Origin of the sequence: Microcoleus sp. K4-B3 (genome assembly GCF_036704615.1) — a bacterium.
Classification (GTDB): domain Bacteria; phylum Cyanobacteriota; class Cyanobacteriia; order Cyanobacteriales; family Microcoleaceae; genus Microcoleus.
Map to the genome: position 1 here is coordinate 20,761 of NZ_JAUBSF010000015.1, position 17,519 is coordinate 38,279.

The 17,519-nt window shown below is 44.8% G+C and carries 16 protein-coding genes; 8 read left to right on the forward strand and 8 right to left on the reverse strand.

Annotated features, from left to right (window positions below):
* Positions 1–188: 188 nt before the first annotated feature.
* The 7 genes from QUA78_RS09700 to QUA78_RS09730 all read right to left on the reverse strand — a co-directional run bounded on the left by QUA78_RS09700 (position 189) and on the right by QUA78_RS09730 (position 5,213).
* Positions 189–626, reverse strand: a complete 438-nt coding sequence (locus QUA78_RS09700) for a PIN-like domain-containing protein (protein WP_333306754.1) — start codon at positions 624–626, stop codon at positions 189–191.
* Entirely contained in the window at positions 623–1,348 is a 726-nt protein-coding gene (locus QUA78_RS09705; protein ID WP_333306756.1) for a DUF433 domain-containing protein, read from the reverse strand. The genes QUA78_RS09700 and QUA78_RS09705 overlap by 4 nt, the downstream gene beginning before the upstream one ends.
* A gap of 146 nt (positions 1,349–1,494) precedes the next feature.
* Positions 1,495–2,589, reverse strand: a complete 1,095-nt coding sequence (locus QUA78_RS09710) for a hypothetical protein (protein ID WP_333306759.1) — start codon at positions 2,587–2,589, stop codon at positions 1,495–1,497.
* A 99-nt stretch (positions 2,590–2,688) separates the two neighbouring features.
* On the reverse strand, positions 2,689–3,666 hold the full coding sequence (locus QUA78_RS09715; protein ID WP_333306762.1) for a hypothetical protein: 978 nt from the start codon (positions 3,664–3,666) through the stop codon (positions 2,689–2,691).
* A 55-nt stretch (positions 3,667–3,721) separates the two neighbouring features.
* Complete coding sequence (locus QUA78_RS09720) at positions 3,722–4,090, reverse strand: hypothetical protein (protein WP_172189322.1); 369 nt, start codon at positions 4,088–4,090, stop codon at positions 3,722–3,724.
* A gap of 59 nt (positions 4,091–4,149) precedes the next feature.
* Positions 4,150–4,851 (reverse strand): hypothetical protein, encoded by a 702-nt coding sequence (locus tag QUA78_RS09725; RefSeq protein WP_333398743.1) that lies wholly within the window; start codon positions 4,849–4,851, stop codon positions 4,150–4,152.
* A gap of 95 nt (positions 4,852–4,946) precedes the next feature.
* Complete coding sequence (locus QUA78_RS09730; RefSeq protein ID WP_006634886.1) at positions 4,947–5,213, reverse strand: hypothetical protein; 267 nt, start codon at positions 5,211–5,213, stop codon at positions 4,947–4,949.
* A gap of 254 nt (positions 5,214–5,467) precedes the next feature.
* Between QUA78_RS09730 and QUA78_RS09735 the strand changes: the two genes are divergently transcribed.
* The 5 genes from QUA78_RS09735 to QUA78_RS09755 all read left to right on the forward strand — a co-directional run bounded on the left by QUA78_RS09735 (position 5,468) and on the right by QUA78_RS09755 (position 8,263).
* Positions 5,468–5,791, forward strand: coding sequence for a helix-turn-helix domain-containing protein (locus QUA78_RS09735; protein WP_293262723.1), 324 nt, complete (start codon positions 5,468–5,470; stop codon positions 5,789–5,791).
* 15 nt (positions 5,792–5,806) lie between these two features.
* On the forward strand, positions 5,807–6,496 hold the full coding sequence (locus QUA78_RS09740) for an ImmA/IrrE family metallo-endopeptidase (RefSeq protein ID WP_333398744.1): 690 nt from the start codon (positions 5,807–5,809) through the stop codon (positions 6,494–6,496).
* Positions 6,497–6,583: 87 nt separating this feature from the next.
* On the forward strand, positions 6,584–6,934 hold the full coding sequence (locus QUA78_RS09745; RefSeq protein ID WP_333305810.1) for a hypothetical protein: 351 nt from the start codon (positions 6,584–6,586) through the stop codon (positions 6,932–6,934).
* Positions 6,931–7,377, forward strand: a complete 447-nt coding sequence (locus tag QUA78_RS09750; protein ID WP_333305812.1) for a nucleic acid-binding protein — start codon at positions 6,931–6,933, stop codon at positions 7,375–7,377. The genes QUA78_RS09745 and QUA78_RS09750 overlap by 4 nt, the downstream gene beginning before the upstream one ends.
* Positions 7,378–7,420: 43 nt before the next feature.
* Complete coding sequence (locus QUA78_RS09755) at positions 7,421–8,263, forward strand: YheC/YheD family protein (RefSeq protein ID WP_333305814.1); 843 nt, start codon at positions 7,421–7,423, stop codon at positions 8,261–8,263.
* A 635-nt stretch (positions 8,264–8,898) separates the two neighbouring features.
* On the opposite strand, the gene argS is transcribed toward QUA78_RS09755, so the two are convergent.
* Positions 8,899–10,656 (reverse strand): arginine--tRNA ligase, encoded by a 1,758-nt coding sequence (gene argS, locus QUA78_RS09760; protein WP_333305816.1) that lies wholly within the window; start codon positions 10,654–10,656, stop codon positions 8,899–8,901.
* A 349-nt stretch (positions 10,657–11,005) separates the two neighbouring features.
* Between argS and QUA78_RS09765 the strand changes: the two genes are divergently transcribed.
* From QUA78_RS09765 to QUA78_RS09775, 3 genes are all read left to right on the forward strand, one after another.
* On the forward strand, positions 11,006–11,401 hold the full coding sequence (locus QUA78_RS09765; RefSeq protein WP_333305818.1) for a hypothetical protein: 396 nt from the start codon (positions 11,006–11,008) through the stop codon (positions 11,399–11,401).
* A gap of 714 nt (positions 11,402–12,115) precedes the next feature.
* Entirely contained in the window at positions 12,116–13,507 is a 1,392-nt protein-coding gene (locus QUA78_RS09770; RefSeq protein ID WP_333305820.1) for a malic enzyme-like NAD(P)-binding protein, read from the forward strand.
* Between the two features lie 120 nt (positions 13,508–13,627).
* Positions 13,628–17,470, forward strand: a complete 3,843-nt coding sequence (locus QUA78_RS09775; protein WP_333398746.1) for a PAS domain S-box protein — start codon at positions 13,628–13,630, stop codon at positions 17,468–17,470.
* Positions 17,471–17,519: the final 49 nt, after the last annotated feature.

Here is a 17,519-nt window from a genome sequence, read left to right on the forward strand (position 1 = left end):
CTAGATCAAATATATCTTTTGGTTGATTAACTTAAAGAATAGATAGCGTGAGTGAAGCGGTCAGGAGAGGAAGGGACAGTTTGGATAAGTGAACAGTGCGATCGGGCTTTTGACTAAAAATTATAATGCTGTAGATAGGGTTTGAGGCTCTTGAAAGAATGGGGGGAGTAGACAGTTTGGAAACTGGACTAAGGGAGATTGATTTGGGATGTGGTTTTAGGGAGCATTTTCAAAAGTTCTTTTCGGTTCTTGCAGGACTTTACCATACCCGACTGGTGCACCTTAGCGATGAAAGGAGCTGGATTCCCCCGCATAAATCCTCGCATATTTTCTAAGGCATTTACAAAAGCTTGTGCCACTACAACTCCAGAAACATCGCCGTCCGCAAATGCAAAAAGCCTTACATCGCCTTGAGCCACGGCTAATAACTCCAAACGACGGGTAGCGATTTTCTTGTCCTTTGTTAATACCACCCAATTGTCCTTTCCAACTTCCCTCAGCCAATCCTCATCCCTGCTATCTGGAAGAAAATAATCCTGGTGAATTTCTACTGTAGCCCCCACATTTCGGAGTGAATCTGCCAGTTTCGTTCCTAAACATCTGTCTATGAAAAATATCTCATTCATGCTGCTACTAGCGGAAGTTCGCAGCGAATACCTTCCTCAATTTGGAGCCGATCGCAATTGTAGTCTTCGGCAAGTTCATCGATGGAATCCCCAGCTTTGTAACGTTCCGCCAGTATAGCTGTGGGAATGCCAGTTCCAGCTAAAACTGGGCGGCCAAAGGAGATTCTGGGGTCAATCATCACTGTTTTAGGTTCGTCCGCACCTGGTAGCTTCGTGAAAGGGTAGAGTTTGAGGGGTAATCCAGCTTCATCTCGTACAATGCGATCGAAATAAGTTTTTAGAATCTGTCTTGCTTCCTTTTCCCTGTCAGATGCTGCAAGCTTCTGTCCGAATCTCTCAAACAAAAGAGGTATTCCCTCGATTTGAAACTCAATTCCACCGTATAATTGAGGAGTCGAAAGATGACTGTTGATGTAGTCGAGTTCAGTGCTAAGTTGTTTTCGGGAGAAGCCAGTAGCCTTAAAAATGGCAATCAAGACATGAGCCTCTACCAAATTTGTGAAAGAAAGTAGTGTAGTTTTGGACTGGGGAAGCAGTTCAAAATTGTTGGGGTGAGGTAACTTAATCAGTGGCTCAAAGAAGGGCTTGTCCGCTTTTGTTTCCGAAGACCAGCCCTTAACCCAAGATCGCAACCTATCCTTCGGCAGCCTGAGATATTGCGCTGCTTCAGGGATAGAATATATAGGAATGTCGCGCGGATCGAAGTAGTTAGTATCAAGCATAGCAGTTGTCCTAATCCTAAATACTTATATTTTTGCACAGTTCGCGGGCGATCGCAAAAATCTCTCCCTTCAATACCCAAATACCCGACTTCTTCAAGAAATCGGGTATCTAAAGCAACCTAATTAGCTCCTAAAAGCGCTACGGATTACTTATTTTTTTGCTGAGTCTTCGCTTGTTCGATCGCAATTTCCCTCACTGCTTGGAAAGAACTCAAATTCGATGCACCTTCAATCGCCTTCACCGCCAAATCTTGAACCTGTTTCAAAGCAGAATCCAGTTGTTTCGACAAGCTAGCAAGGCGCTCATCTTGATTTTGAATTGTCTGCAACATCCCTTGAATTTGCAGTTCATAATTTTGCTTTTGCCCTTCGATATCTTTAGCAGACAAATCCGCCTTAACTTTAGCTTGATAATTGCCAATATTGCGGCCGTTATCTTTCCCGTTCTTGATATTAGCTTCCAGTTCTTTCGGGAAAGCTTCTACCTTAGCTTTAACCTCAGCATAAAGTTTTTCTCGTTCCGAAAGAAATTTTTCGCGTTCTGCCCACTGTTTCTCCTGTTCCTGCTTAAATTCTTCAATTTCTTTGTACAGCGTTTGCTGGCGCTGTTCGTATTCTTCGATGTCCAGATTTCGCTGAAGATTCAAATCGTAATCATACAACTCTTCATCCCGCTCGCGAGCTTTTTGGTGATTCTCATTGCGTTCTTTAACTGCCAACTTTTGGAGTTCCTGCTCTTTTTCCCAAGCTTGCCGGCGTTCCAACAATTCCTGTTCAACAGTTTCGCGCTGTTCGCTGAGTTCGCCAGCAAAAGTTTTCGCGCTTTCTTCGTACTGTTGAATTAAATTGTCCAGCGTATCTTCTGCAACATCTTCTAAACTGTGCAACTCTTGCAGTTGTTGAATTTCCTCACCCACGGTGCGCCGCAATTCTTCGACTTTAGCAGCTTCCGAAGTTAATTTTTCAGACAACTCGCTGACAGCGCCACCAAAGCCAAATTGCAGCAAAATCAAATTGTCGATTGTAGACTGCATTTTTTGTTTGCTTTCAGTTAAATTCATTGCTTTTTTTGCTGTCGCTATTGCTAGTTCTTTGACTGCACTTTCTGATTGATAAACATTGGCAGGTTGATCGTTATTAAGCTGCTTCAGTTGCAAATGTAGGGCATTTTTTTCGTTTTCCAACTGTTTGTAAGCTTCTAATATTTCAGCCTTCGTATTTTTGTCATTCATTCTCGCCATCGCTTTCATCTCCTAACTCTGTTAGTCCGCGTCGGCGGACTTTGTTTGTGTAGTAACGGTTTCAACCGCCGCTTCTTATCAAAAATTGAGCTACAAACCTTAAGCTTTGGTAGCAAAAGCTTTCATTGCCAAGTCTTGCGCTTGCTTCATCGTGGCTTGCAGTTGCGCGGAAATTTCGGCAATTTGTTCGGTTTGTCGCCCAATTGTCTGCTGTAGAGATTGCACTTTCAATTCATATCCCTGCTTGCTTCCTTCCCATTCTTTATCCACTAAATCTGCCTTGACTTTAGCTTCGCGGGAAACTTCTTGAATTGCTTCTTCTTTGGCTTTGACATAAGCCTGTTTTAGTTCTTGTTCAAATCCGGCGGCTTTTCTTTGATTCTCTTCAAACTCCGCTTGATTGTCGCTGAGGACTTTTTCCCGTTCCACCCAATTTTTTTCTTTTTCGCGGGTAGATTCTTGCAAATGCCGTTCTAGTTTGCGCTTCGTTTCTTCGTATTCGTCGGTTTCGATTTTGCGGGTGCGCTGTAATTCGTATTGGTAATCTGCTGTTTCTTCCTGACGGTTTTTAGTTATGAGTGCAATTTCTTCTTGAAATGCTGCATCAAATTTTTGCTGTTCTTTTTCCCAAACCTTGCGCTTTTGGGTCGTGTCTTTTTCGATAATTTCGCGCTGGTTGGCGCTGTTTTGTTCGAGCAGGGTCAATTTTTCTCGGTGCTCTTGAGTTAAAATGTGGAGGGCGTCTGCTACAACTCTGATTTGCTGCAACTCTTGCAATTGTTCGGCTTCAATTTCGATCGCGCGTTTTAATTCGTCTAATTTTGAAGATTCCGCCTTCAGTTTTTCGGAAAGTCCGCTGGTGATGCTGCCGAAATCTAATTGCAAGTCTGCCAAGCCTTTGACGATGCTGTCAATTGTGTAGGTGGAAGCGACTTCGAGGACTTGTTTGTTTTTGGCTTTTTCGGCTGACTGTTCTTTGGTTTCGACTTTGGATTCGATCTTTTTTTTGTCGGCTAAAATCTGCTGAAAGTTTTGCAAAATTTGGGCTTTGCTATCTTTGGCAGGTGCTAGTGTCATAATGCTTTTTCTCCTGATTCTAACTTTTCGAGACTTTTGATTGAGACGTTTTCAGTTATTGTGAGTTGCGGAGTTGGCTGAGAATGGCTTGGTATTTTCTGGCGGCATCGGATTTTTCTTCGGGATTGGCGCTGGCTAGAGTTTTGAGAATTTTCCAGCAGCGATCGCACCGATTTCCTTCCCTGCAATCGCACTCATCAATTATACTCAAAAGTGTACCTTTTAGCAATTGATTTTCGGCTAACAAAGCTCGGTAATTCCGCTGGACTGATTCGGCAACTAAAGTCATGTGTTGGAAGTCTTCGGTGAGACTTTCGATGTCGTTAACTGCGTCTGTCCGAATTTGGTCTAGCAGCTCAAGATTCTCTTTCAAACGGCTTTCTTGCAGGTTTGGTTTGGTTTTCAGGTTGGTTAATTTCTTCATTTCAGTCTGTGGTAACAGTTATGGTAAAGGCGCGATTTAATCGCGCCTTTACAACAAAATTAGAACAAGTCAGCAGTTAATTGTTCTTCGGCTGGCGGTAGCGACATACCGCCGTTGGAATTCAAAGCCATAGCATCGTTTTCACCGCTAGCGTGAGCAGCCATCAAGCACGCCACTTGCTGCGCCGGCAGGTTATCTAAACACACCATAGCTTTTGTTCCTTCTAAGTCAATCATCCGCGATTGATTGCTAGAATCTGACAAAACTGCTGCGGCTTGGTCGATAACCGCCCAATCTTTCCGCTCGTTCCAAGACCATTTCAAGCTGTAGTAGTTGATCGGTTTTACTACTCCGCTCTCGTCTGGTTTTTGACCTGAATGTTTGACAAATTCGGGAATAAAAATCCCGGTTGCAGGCTCTACGCCGCGAGATTGAACTGATGCTACCAAGCGGTTAAAATCGTTCAAGCTGCGGTTTTTGATGTATGTCACCATGACAACTCCTTGCGGCAATTCGCCACTTTCTGCGACAAACCACAGTTGACCCCACAGTGTGTGGGAAGTTTGACCGAGGGAACCGAAGAATTTGGAAAATTTGAGGATTGTCATGGAACACTTGGAACCGTAGTCTGTATCGCCGATCGCCCATTGGCCCGATTGGCAATTGTTACGTACTGCGATCGGGATTTCTGGTACTAGCAAAGCATTGCTCGGTTTGGCACCAAATACTGAAAATGTAGGTCTTTCTTGTGTTTTAGTCATTGTTCGTTTTTCCTTATTTCTTTATTGCTGCTTTACAGGGAATTGGTAATTGGTAATCCGTTAAATCTCGTACATTGCTCGTGGCAGAACTTCGATTACCTAATGAGATGTGTTGTCGCTTTTGGTTCTGGATAGGTATACTCAAGCATCGCCTCTTGTTGAGCTTTGATAATCCGCAGCGCGGCGAGCAAATGCTCTAACGTTTCTAAGTGCGCTGGGGTGAAGTGGATGCTGAAGCCTTCGCCATCCCGCGCGTAGCCGGGACAAACCAGTGAGGCTGAGCTTTGTTCTTCGTGGGTGGCGATGTATAGCCAGTCATCGTCTTCGAGCTTGTAATGCGTGTCTGTCCAGGTTCTCAGCATTTGCGATCTGCTCCTCCTTATTTGCTGCGTACAAGCGTTTTGACGCCCAGCGCTTCTCACTCCTCTGAATTTAAAGGCGCTATCTGTAGCGTGTTTGCTGGGATAATTTCGCCTTTTGACCCTACCAGGGCGGTTAACTTAGTTGATTAAACCGTCAACTAACCTCATGGTAGCGCGGGTTGATTTTCCCGTCAAGTGTTTTGTTGAACTTTTCATCAAAACAGGCTAGAATGCTTGTCAGGAGGCAAAAAACCGTGGAACAAACATTTGGAAGACTGATCCGTCAAGCTCGCAAGGACAAAGCTTACTCACAACGTGAGCTAGCGGGTATGCTAAGTGTGGACTTTACTTATTTGTCGAAGTTGGAGAACGATCGAGCCGATTATGCGCCAAAAGAGGACGTAATCCGAGCATTAGCGCGGAATCTAGACATAAACGAAGAGGAATTGATTTTCCTGGCGGGGAGGCTGCCGCAGCAGTACGAAGCGCTGCTGAAGCAGAATCCGAAGGAAATGCAGGCTCTTTTCCGCCGGATGCAAGAAAATCCAGATTGGCTCAAACAGTCTTTTGAAGCGTAAGAGAGGCCCCTCATAGTGAGTATTTTTAAGCCGTATTGCTTCTATCCCAAAGAATCGATCGAGCGTTTGGCAAATGACATCTTGATGCAGATGCAGAAAACGCAAAATTTTGCTCCGAGATGGCCTTTTGATGCGACAACGGTTGCTGATTTTCTGGATTTGGGCGTAGTTTGGGAGTGCATTGAGCCGGATGAAGAAGGTGCGATCGCCGCGAGGATTTTGCCGCAGCAGCGGTTAATCGAAATCAACGAACAGATTCTCGAAAAACCGCCGGGCTTCATCGAATCGACGATCGCCCACGAAATCGGACACTGGGTGCTACACGTCAATCAAGACGAAGCAGACGGGACTGTGGAACAGTTGGAATCAAACTTAGGCAATGAAGGAAAAACGGCGTCTGATGTCGAGGAACCGTTTGTTTGTCGGGGTGCGAGTGCTGATAATAAGGTTTTGTCGATCGAATGGCAAGCGCAATATTTTGCAAGCTGTTTGTTGATGCCTCGGTGTATTTTGGAGGAAAAAAGACAGGGACGCGATTTAACTAAGTGGTCGCATTTATACAAAATGAGAGATGAATTGGGAGTGAGCATTTCCAATTTGACAAACCGCTTGCAAGAATTCGATTGGATTTACATTCCCAAGGGAACGCGCGAGATTTATGCCGGGAAAGATGCGGCCAACGGGCAGCAGCGGTTGTTTGGATAAAATTTGATGAAATTTGAGATGAGAGAATTGCGATCGGTTCTCCAATCTCAGATATTTAAAATTAGATTGAAATAATGAGGCTGCCAAATGGAAACAAAACGAGTAGCAGACTTGACAGTTGAAGAACTGCAAGCGATAATTCTCCCAACCAAACGAGTATCGGACTTAACCGTTGAAGAACTGAAAGCGATAATTACGGAAGTAGTAGATCGGCGGTTAACTTATTGGCTAAATTTAGTCAATAAAAATCCATCACCTGTGCTTCCTTCCCGAACAAAAGAAGAACAAATGGAGATAAATCTAGCTGCAATTGAGTGGTTAGATAAATGGGCAGAAGAAGGAGACGCTGAGGAACAGACAGAGACATTTGAATACTTGCAAAAAGTATTAGATGAAGACCGCCTGTCATCCCAGCGACTTTTATTTCAAAAACAATGATTGTATTATTAGATGCTGGCCCTTTAGGAACATTAACAAATCCCAAAGGGTCGGCTGTGACAGTGGAATGTCGGATGTGGGTGCGCTCTTTGTTGCTCAAAGGTTACAGGGTGATTTTACCTGAGATAGCCGACTATGAGGTGAGGCGAGAGTTGCTGCGTGCAAATAAACTGGCAGGAGTTAGACGGCTTGATGACTGGAAAGAGAGGCTTGAATACTTGCCAATAACGACACCTACAATACTCAAGGCTGCTCAGTTGTGGGCCGAATCCCGTCAAGCAGGAATCCCGACTGCAGACCCGAAAGAACTTGATGGAGATGTGATTTTAGCGGCTCAAGGTTTGCTGGTTGGTGAAGGTGGAGAAGAGGTTGTTATTGCTACAACAAATGTGGGGCATTTGTCGAGATTTGTGGATGCTCGCGAGTGGCGGGATATTGAGTAATGGTGTATACTAAAGTTAAAATTCCCAATTGAAATTGCATTTTATGCTAACCAATATTGAACTCCTGCTGGCAGCTTGTCAAGAATTAAATATCCCTTACGAAATCCTGCATCCTTCCCAAAACTTGATTAGAATCAAACATAGAGGGGAAAACTATTATTTTGTAAATTACAGTATGCCATTTAACAGCCCATCAATTGCACAGATTTTTAAAGACAAAGAATATACTTATCAAATATTAAACGGCAAAATAAATACTCCCAGAACTCTCGCTTTTGTCTCGCCTCACTACCAGGAGAAGTATAAAAAGTATTTGACTTTACCAGATATTGAATCAATAGTTTTAGAAGTAAACAAAAATTTCGCTCTGCCGATGATTCTCAAAAGAAATAGCGGTGCTGGCGGCAACAATGTTTTTTTGTGTGAAACTAGAGAGCAAATTCAAGAAGCCCTAGAAATTATATTTAACATCGACAGCAAAAATTATGACTATGTGGCGCTAGCTCAAGAATACATCGAAATAGCCCACGAATATCGGGCTGTCTTCTGCAAAGAAAAGCTAGTTTTGCTGTACGAGAAAGACAAATCTCAGGCTAAATTTGCGGGGAATTTAAGCCCGCTGCACTGGGAAGGTGCAAAAGCCAAACATATAATTAACCCCACTCTCATGTCGGAGATTGAAGATTTTGTTAAACCTGTTTTTGCTGAAATGGCGATTAATTATGCTGGGCTTGACATAGCACTAGATAAAAACGGAGCATATTGGTTAATTGAAATTAACTCAATTCCCAATTACGAGATTTTTGTCAGAGATAACGATCGCCAAATTGTCGTAACAATGTTTAAAGGCGTCTTGGAGACCTTAATTGTTAACAAAAAGCCGTAAATGCTCGATTTTAGAGATGCGCTACAATTAACTAGACCCCAAGGTCACAAAAAGTAAAAGCAATGACATAACAACTGTTATAACTACAGGAAGTTGAGAATAAATTCTAGCGCAATTAGCGAAATTTGCATGCCACCGAGTTCGCGTTATTGTTCTTGCATGAACCGCTGAAGTCAGCCGAAGACTATTTTCGTCAAGGATGGCACGAAGCAATGACAGGAGAGACTGTACCGCTTTCTGAACTGTGGGCAGAAATTGATGCAAAGTGATATCAAATCCGTTGGTATCGGAATTATTCATCTCTCTTTTCTCTGACTCAGCACCCTCTGCGCCCTCTGTGGTTTAATCATTCAGAAACAACCGTAAATAATATGATTCTCTTTCAATTAAGGTTTACTTTGCTGATGAATTTCAACGATCGGATATAATCATCGAAAACACGGCAACCGAGGACACGGCAGTGCCGTTTCCCTACCCCAAAATAATCATGAACACTTGATGAGAGATGTAACCATCGCCCGATTAATTGTAGGGACACGGCAGTGCCCTGTCCTGATTTTGGGTAATATGATTTCTGGTTGCATCGGTATAGTTCAAGACTTGGGGCGGTGCGTGAGTGCAAAGGGGTTCAAAAATTACATTCTTTCCAATACCTTAATCCCCAACAACTCCAAACCCAATTTCAAAGTCCTCGCCGTCAAATCGCACAAAATCAACCGCGAAGTCCGCAACGGTTCCTCAGATTTCAACACCTGACACTGTTCGTAAAATTGATTGTATTTTTGACTCAATTCAAACAAATACTGACAAATCCGATTCGGCAACAAATCACCCTCAACAGCATTTATAACTTCACTAAATTGCAATAAATGCTTGGCTAAAACTAACTCCGCATCCGACTGCAAAATTACTTTCGCACTAGCATCTAAATTCTCGAAATCAATCTCACCTTTGCGGCTAATTCCGTGCACGCGCGCGCAAACATAGAGCATATAAGGTGCTGTATTTCCTTTCAAATCCAGCATCTTATCGTAACTAAAAGTGTAATTGCTCGCCCGGTTTTGACTTAAATCGGCATACTTAACCGCACTCAAACCAATTACTCGACCTACGTTAGCTATAAACTCTTGAGTTTCGTGTCTTTTCTCATCTTCCAATCTGTCTTCCAAATCTTTGGTGGCGCGGACGATCGCCTCATCTAACAAATCCTGCAACCGCACTGTTTCCCCAGAACGAGTTTTGAGTTTTTTGCCGTCTTCTCCCAATACCAAACCGAAGGGAATGTGGACAATTTCGACATCTTCAGGAATCCAATTGGCTTTTCTGGCTACTGCAAATACTTGGGCAAAATGGTTGGCTTGTCCTGAATCTGTGACGTAAATTATGCGCTTTGCATTGTCTTTTTGGATGCGGTAGCGCACTGCTGCTAAATCTGTTGTGGCGTAATTGTACCCGCCGTCGGTTTTTTGGACGATTAGCGGCAGGGGTTCACCTTCTTTGTTGGTGAAACCGTCTACAAAAACGCATTTCGCGCCGTCACTTTCAACTAGCAAACCTAGATTGGTTAAATCTTCGACTACAGCGGGCAATAGAGGATTGTAAAACGATTCGCCGCGTTCGGTTAATTTGATATCGAGCAAGTCGTAGATTACTTGGAATTCGCGGCGCGATTGATCGCACAGCAATTTCCAGGCGCGGCGGGTGTCTTCTGCGCCTGCTTGCAGTTTTACTACTTCTTGGCGGGCGGTTTCTTTGAAGGTTTCGTCAGTGTCAAAGCGCTGTTTTGCTTGGCGGTAAAATGCGACTAAATCTCCTAAATCTAGGGCGTCAGCGGTTGTGAGGGCTTCGGGGTGAACTTCGCGCAAGTATGCGATCAGCATTCCGAATTGGGTGCCCCAGTCGCCGATGTGGTTGATTCTGAGTACGTCGTGGCCTTGAAATTCGAGGGTACGGGCGATCGCATCTCCGATGATTGTCGATCGCAAGTGCCCGACGTGCATTTCTTTGGCTATATTCGGACTCGAAAAGTCGATCGCGATTGTCTGAGGCGTTTTCGCGGGTTCAATCCCCAAACGCGAGTCTGCGGCGATCGCACTAATTTGCGCTTCCAAATAAGCCGGTTTCAGCTTCAAATTGATAAAACCTGGCCCGGCGATTTCTGGGGTTTCGCAGATGTCAGTAATATCTAGGTTTTCGATGATTGTCGAGGCGATCGCCCTTGGGGGCTTTCCTAACTTTTTCCCCAAACTCATCGCCGCGTTGCACTGAAAGTCCCCAAAGTTGGGATTGCTGGCGGCGGCTAGCATCGGATCTGCACCTGCATAACTTTCGCCGAATGCAGCGGTGAATGCTTTTTCAAATTTTGCTTTTAACTGTTGGGCGATCGAGTTCATCTTGAATATTTTGATTGGATGTTTATTTTAAACTCTAGATTAAGCACTTTTTGCCAATAATACTCTTACTACTTAGGTAATTTCCCTCTGGTTCTCTCCCTCTGGCCCTCTCCCCCTCTCCCCAACTACTAGGAAATTTTGTACTTAGCTTTAAGCTGGTGATGCGATCGAAAGCACTGGCAGTAATATCACAGAGTACATTTTATCACAGTTGCGATCGCTACACAAATTTAAAATTATCACATCTAGTCCATGATCTCGATCGCTAGATCATTTTGTTAAATCGCTTACATTAAGGTATGTTAAAATTTTTTCAAAGCCCCCAAAAATCCTACGAAAGGAAGTAGTTATGTTATCTCAACCTATTTTTGGCGATCGTTCTCTGACCCAAGCCTTTTATCAAGCAGTAATCGATCGCTTCTACAACGGTTTCAGTCTCTCCACCGAAGCACTATTACGAGACTGTACCCTCGGCTTCGCCCCCTGTCCCGATGGAGTCAAAACCTTTTTCATTATCGCGCCAAATCTGGATGCAGCAGAGCAACTAATTGAAAAAATCGACAGTATTTTGGAGCGAGTTGCCGAACTCATGGCTGGAGTCGGACAAGTTGCCCTGTGCATAGTTCCCGCCGGCAGCGAAGCAGAGAAATCGGTCGATCTGCAAGACTTAGAAAAAGTTCCCCCGGATTGTCTGGCTTGCAAATTCTTTACTATTATATGTGCCGATGCTGCGGCCGATCGATAAAATTGACAGTTAGCAACCAGCAACTGTGCACGGTTCGGCTGAACCTGTTCCTGTGCCGGCGCGGGGTAGATTGTCTGTTAGTTACACTCCCTGGAATTATCGGGCAAAGCGTGCAGGTAATTAGATCGTTTACAAGGTTGCACTCGCAATCCTTGGTAAGTGTTAAACAAGCAGGCAAAAGATATATCAAATGCCCGCTTGTCAGTCGATCAGATTTTTACCTGCCGGCTAAAACAGCCGTGCATCTACTTTTTACCTTCTCAATAAAGGCCACCAAACAGCCGCATCAACTCTCCTGGGTGTCTCGCTTCAAAAGACAGCAGCAGAAATTAGGCGGTATCGCTGGAAAATAGAGTTTTGCGAAATATCTGCTCGTGTTCAGAATAAGCAGAAATATTCTCAAAAATAGATCGGACTTACGCACGTTTACCTCAGAAACCGGGTTTCTAGCCCCGCGCTTCCTATTCGCGGTTCGCGGCGAAGTTGACAGAAAATAGGCTGTTTGTGGGCGAGTCACAAGCTATACACAAAGCAAAGCTCAACTCAAAAAAAGATGAGTTTCCCAGCGACACCCTTGGCAGTGCAGAGCGATCGTATCACAGGCTCAGAGAATTTGTTAGAAATTTAAGTTGAAAATTTGAATTATTAAATTTTATGCCTAACATTGGCGATAAAATCTAAGATTGAAATTCTCAAATCTGAAATCAAGGCATCATGGTAAAACTGACACCAAACCCCAGCTTTAGTTTAACAATTCGGGTTGCTCTGCCGAACCAGCCGGGAATGCTGGCAAGAGTTACCAGCGCGATCGCATCTGTCGGCGGCAACTGCGGCCAAATTGACTTGATCGAGCAAACCCGCGCCACTAGCGTTCGCGATATCACAGTCGATGCTTACAGCACCGAGCACAACGAAGAAATACTCCAAGCAGTGAAAGCGCTGCCGGATATCAAAGTGATGGACGTGTACGATCGCACTTTCAACTTGCACCGCGGCGGAAAAATCAGCGTAATTAGCAAAATTTCCCTCAAACGCCAGTCAGATTTGGCAATGGCATACACCCCTGGAGTCGGCCGCATCTGCACTGCGATCGCCAATGACCCCGAACAAGTTTACAACCTCACAATCAAACAAAATACTGTTGCCATTGTTACTGACGGTAGCGCTGTTTTGGGACTGGGAAACCTCGGCCCTGCCGCCGCACTGCCAGTCATGGAAGGCAAAGCCATGCTATTTAAAGAATTTGCAGGTATTGACGCCTTTCCTATCTGTTTGAATACCCAAGATACCGAGGAAATTATTCGCACAGTGCAGAATATCGCCCCGGTTTTTGGCGGCGTTAACCTCGAAGATATTTCTTCTCCCCGCTGCTTTGAAATCGAAGCAAGACTGCGGGCAACCTTAGATATTCCGATTTTTCACGACGACCAGCACGGCACTGCGATTGTCAGTTTGGCAGCATTAATTAATGCCTTGAAACTCGTGAAAAAATCCATAGCAGAAGTGTGTATCGTGATTAACGGAGCCGGTGCGGCAGGAGTCGCGATCGCGCGGTTGCTGCGTAAAGCAGGTGCGGAAAACATCATCATGTGCGACTCCAAAGGCGTCCTCTCCCAAGACCGCACGGATATGAACCCAGAAAAACTAGAATTTGCTGTGCCTTCGAGCGGTACTTTGGAAGATGCGATCGCCGGTGCCGATGTATTTTTAGGGGTCAGCGCCCCAGGCGTGCTCACCCGCTCGATGGTGCGTTCGATGGCCGAGAATCCCATTGTTTTTGCAATGGCAAATCCCATTCCCGAAATTCAGCCAGAATTAATTGTGGATGATGGGGTAATCATTGCCACCGGACGCAGCGACTACCCGAATCAAATTAACAATGTTTTGGCATTTCCGGGGATATTTCGAGGTGCTTTGGACTGCAAAGCTGCCACGATTACGCCCAGTATGTATTTGGAAGCAGCTTACGCGATCGCCTCTTTAGTCAGCCCTTCCCAGCTTGACAAAGAGCACATTATACCGTCTGTTTTTGACGAAAGAGTTGCAATTGCTGTCGCCGGTGCAGTACAGTTGGCGGCCCGAGCTGAAGGTATTGCCCGCGATTAATAGAAGGAAGAAGGAAGTCTTCCTTCTTCCTTCTTCTCTCTTGCTTAATGAAGGATAAAAGTCACAGCAATGAACAATATAAAAAGATATAATTAAATAACTCAAGCCCAGCTATGTCAGATGCAAAGCCAGTTAGGAAAAGCCAAGCGCGATCGCTCCCGCCGCCAATTGTTAGAACTGTGCCCGATCGGGTTGGCATTGTGCCGGACGGACGGGACTTTTCTCGACGTAAATCCAGCTTTTGCAAGTATTATCGGCCACACAGTTGCAGAAACTCTCCACCTCAACTACTGGGAAATTCAGCAAACACACTGCGCGCGCCCAGAAAAATATCTAGAATGTCAAGCAAAAAATAGCCACACGCACCTGTGCGAAGCAGCATACAAACATAAAAACAACCATCTCGTACCCGTGCGAGTTTCCGAGCGGGCAATTGAAACAGAGGGAGAGTGCGCGATTTGGCTGAGTGCTGAAGAAATTTTTAATCCTCAGCATGAAAATAGTGAGCCGCTGGAATCAGCCCCGCCGCACAGCAATTCACATCTAGAAAAATTGCTCGCAAAGCAAACTGCCGAACTGGCAAAAACTCAGAAACTACTCGAAGAAAAAATCGCCGAATTGGAACAGACAAAAGAAAAATTGCGTCTCCAAAGTCAAATTATCGACCAAATTCAGGAGTCGGTGATTTCTACAGATATGGACGGCTCGATCAGCATTTGGAATCAAGCCTCCCAAAAGTTATACGGCTATCAAAAAACTGAGGCTATCGGACAGCACATTTCTCTAATTTACTCGCCAGAACAACACGAATTTTTGTTAGAGCAAGTCATCAAACCGCTACAAAAAAAAGGCGAGCCTGAAATAGAAGTTATAACACGCCGTAAATCGGGAGAAAATTTTTACTCGCACCTGATGCTTTCGCTATTGAAAGACAACACGGGAGAAGTTGTCGGGATGATTTGCTATTTAACAGATCTCAGCGTTCGCAAAGCTTTAGAACAAGAATTAGCACAGAGACAAGCACTATTTGATGCCTTTTTTAAGGAGGCACCGACAGGACTTTGCATTTTGGACTCCCAACTGCGGTACGTGCAAATTAATCAATTTTTAGCAGAAATAAATTGCCTGAGTCCAGCAGAGCACATCGGCAAGACTGTACGCGAAATATTGCCGAATATCGCTCCAATGGTAGAGCCTTTGTACGAACAAATTTTGAGAACGAAACAACCCCTAATTAACATCGAGATGAGTTGTGACAATCCAAGACAACCGGGGTTGGTCCGACACCTGACAGGCTCTTATTTTCCCCTGCTCGACAAAGATGGCGAAGCGATCGGTATCGGTGCCGTTGTAGTTGACACTAGCGATCGCAAACTTGCAGAAGCAGCACTGCAAAAAAGCGAACAGCTTTACCGCACTATGGCAAGCAACTTTCCTAACGGTGCGGTGATTTTGTTCGATCCAGAAATGCGCTACACGCTGGTAGAAGGTACAGAATTAGCAGCAGTGGGGCTTTCCAAAGAATTGATGGAAGGCAAGACAATCTGGGAAGTATTCGAGCCAGATGTTTGCGCCGATATCGAGCCAACTTATCGGGCGGCACTGGCAGGAGAAACAGTTGTTACAGAAATTTTTTACAGCGATCGCGTTTACCTCGGTTATGCTTTGCCAGTCAGAAACGAACGGCAAGAAATCATCGGCGGATTGCTAATGACTCAAAACATTACGGCTCGCCAATTAGCAGAAGAAGCGCTCAGGGAAAGCGAGGAAAAGTACAGGTGCATTGTCGAGACAGCCGACGAAGGAATTTGGATCATAGATGCGGAGGGTAAAACTACTTTTGTCAACCAAAAAATGGCCGATATGCTCTGCTGCACCCCAGAGGAAATGATCGGGGAGTCGCTCTTTGCTTTCATGGATGCAGAAGGCATGGCGATCGCACAAGTCAATCTCGACCGCCGCCGTGAAGGAATTAGCGAACAGCACGATTTTAAGTTCCGTCGCCGAGACGGCCGCGACTTGTGGGCGATGGTTTCTACTAATTCTTTGGCAGACAAACAGGGACGGTATGTGGGCGCTTTGGCAATGGTTGCCGACATTACCGCTCGCAAGCAAACAGAAGCCGCATTGCAGCAGTCGGAAGCCAAATTTCGATCGCTCTACGAATTAACCAGTTTGCCTGTTTTGATGTTATATGAGAATGGCATCACCGATGCCAACACAGCCACCCTAAAACTATTTGGCTGCACTACCCCGCAACAGTTGTACGGCAAAAACCCAGGCACACTGTCGCCTCATTTTCAACCCAACGGCAGAGATTCTTTGAGCTTGGTTAACGAAATGATGGATCTCGCCTTTGAGCGGGGAAACCACCGTTTTGATTGGGTTCACCAACGCTTAGACGGTACTGATTTTCCCGCAGAAGTCGTGCTGACAATCATCGAGGTTGGAAATGAAAAAATTATCCAAGCAGTGCTTCAAGATTTAACCGATCGCAAACTTGCAGAAGAAACTTTAGTGCGATCGGAACAAGCGCTCCGACAACAAGCTCAGCGAGAAAAACTGCTCAATCAAATTGCCAACCAAATCCGCACTTCTTTAGATTTAGACACAATTTTAGCAACCGCAGTTCAAGAAATTCGCAATCTGATGCACCTAGATTGGTGCATTTTCACTTGGTATCGCCCCAACACCAATCCTCCGGTTTGGGACGTAACTTACGAAGCGAAGAATGCAGATTTGCCGAGTATGCTTGGCACTTATCCTGTAGACGACAAATATAGTCTCGCTGTGCGACAGATTTTGCGGCGAGAAATTCTGCGAATTGATGATGTCAGCACTTTTGAAGATGTAGAATTGCGCGAAGTTTTCCAGGCTTCAAATTTTAACTCAGTGCTGTCGCTGCCAATTCATACTGCTGCCGGCGATATTGGGCTGATTACCTGCTATCAGGCTATGTCCGTGCGAAATTGGAGCGAATCGGAAGTCGAACTGATGCAAGCGGTGGTCGCTCAAATTGCGATCGCGATCGACCACGCCGAACTTTACACCCAAACCCGCACAGCGGCCCGATTAGCTCAAGCTCAAACTCAACAGCTAGAACAAACTTTGCACGAACTTCAACGCACCCAAACTCAATTAATTCAAAGTGAAAAAATGTCGAGTTTGGGACAGTTAGTAGCAGGTGTCGCCCACGAAATTAACAACCCGGTTAATTTTATCTACGGCAATCTCAGCTACACCAGCGAATACACTCAAAAGTTGCTAAAAATGCTGCAACTTTACCACAAGGAATACCCGCAGCCAACCGCAAGAATTTTAGATGCAAGAGAAGACTTTGAAATTGATTATCTTATTGAAGATTTACCTAAAATTTTAGCATCTATGAAAGTCGGAGCCGATCGCATCCGCGACATAGTTTTGAGCCTGCGGACTTTCTCAAGACTTGACGAAGCCGAAAAGAAACAAGTTGACATTCACGAAGGCATTGAAAGCACGCTGCTGATTTTGCAAAACCGCCTGAAACATAAACCAGATCACCAGACAATTAATCTGATTAAAGAATACGGTAATTTGCCTTTAGTTGAATGTTATCCCGGTCAGTTAAATCAAGTATTTATGAATTTGTTGAGCAATGCGCTAGACGCATTGGAAATGGAGATGAAGAAATCCGATCGCACCGCCAAAAATCTCGCAATTACGATTCGCACCCAAGTAACCGACAATAACAGCGTTGCCATATGGATAGCTGACAGCGGCCCCGGCATGAGCGAAGATGTGCAAAAGCGCTTGTTTGACCCGTTTTTCACTACTAAACCCATTGGCAAAGGAACTGGCTTAGGATTGGCGATTTCACACTCTATTATAGTAGAAAAACACGGCGGCAAGCTTTCTTACAATTCTGTATTAGGAGAAGGTTCCGAATTTGCGATAGAAATTCCTCTAAAACAAAAAATAAATTAAAACCCGTTGCATTGGTATCATCTAATGCCCGAGCGACCAGATTTGATAG

Excerpts from the sequence above, each read along its gene's own strand:
- QUA78_RS09745 (WP_333305810.1), top strand. The coding sequence starts at position 6,584 with ATGGAAACAAAACGAGTAGCAGACTTGACAGTTGAAGAACTGCAAGCG.
- QUA78_RS09725 (WP_333398743.1), bottom strand. The coding sequence starts at position 4,851 with ATGACTAAAACACAAGAAAGACCTACATTTTCAGTATTTGGTGCCAAA.
- QUA78_RS09755 (WP_333305814.1), top strand. The coding sequence starts at position 7,421 with ATGCTAACCAATATTGAACTCCTGCTGGCAGCTTGTCAAGAATTAAAT.
- QUA78_RS09770 (WP_333305820.1), top strand. The coding sequence starts at position 12,116 with ATGGTAAAACTGACACCAAACCCCAGCTTTAGTTTAACAATTCGGGTT.
- QUA78_RS09765 (WP_333305818.1), top strand. The coding sequence starts at position 11,006 with ATGTTATCTCAACCTATTTTTGGCGATCGTTCTCTGACCCAAGCCTTT.
- QUA78_RS09705 (WP_333306756.1), bottom strand. The coding sequence starts at position 1,348 with ATGCTTGATACTAACTACTTCGATCCGCGCGACATTCCTATATATTCT.
- QUA78_RS09775 (WP_333398746.1), top strand. The coding sequence starts at position 13,628 with ATGCAAAGCCAGTTAGGAAAAGCCAAGCGCGATCGCTCCCGCCGCCAA.
- argS (WP_333305816.1), bottom strand. The coding sequence starts at position 10,656 with ATGAACTCGATCGCCCAACAGTTAAAAGCAAAATTTGAAAAAGCATTC.
- QUA78_RS09720 (WP_172189322.1), bottom strand. The coding sequence starts at position 4,090 with ATGAAGAAATTAACCAACCTGAAAACCAAACCAAACCTGCAAGAAAGC.
- QUA78_RS09750 (WP_333305812.1), top strand. The coding sequence starts at position 6,931 with ATGATTGTATTATTAGATGCTGGCCCTTTAGGAACATTAACAAATCCC.
- QUA78_RS09700 (WP_333306754.1), bottom strand. The coding sequence starts at position 626 with ATGAATGAGATATTTTTCATAGACAGATGTTTAGGAACGAAACTGGCA.
- QUA78_RS09715 (WP_333306762.1), bottom strand. The coding sequence starts at position 3,666 with ATGACACTAGCACCTGCCAAAGATAGCAAAGCCCAAATTTTGCAAAAC.
- QUA78_RS09710 (WP_333306759.1), bottom strand. The coding sequence starts at position 2,589 with ATGGCGAGAATGAATGACAAAAATACGAAGGCTGAAATATTAGAAGCT.
- QUA78_RS09730 (WP_006634886.1), bottom strand. The coding sequence starts at position 5,213 with ATGCTGAGAACCTGGACAGACACGCATTACAAGCTCGAAGACGATGAC.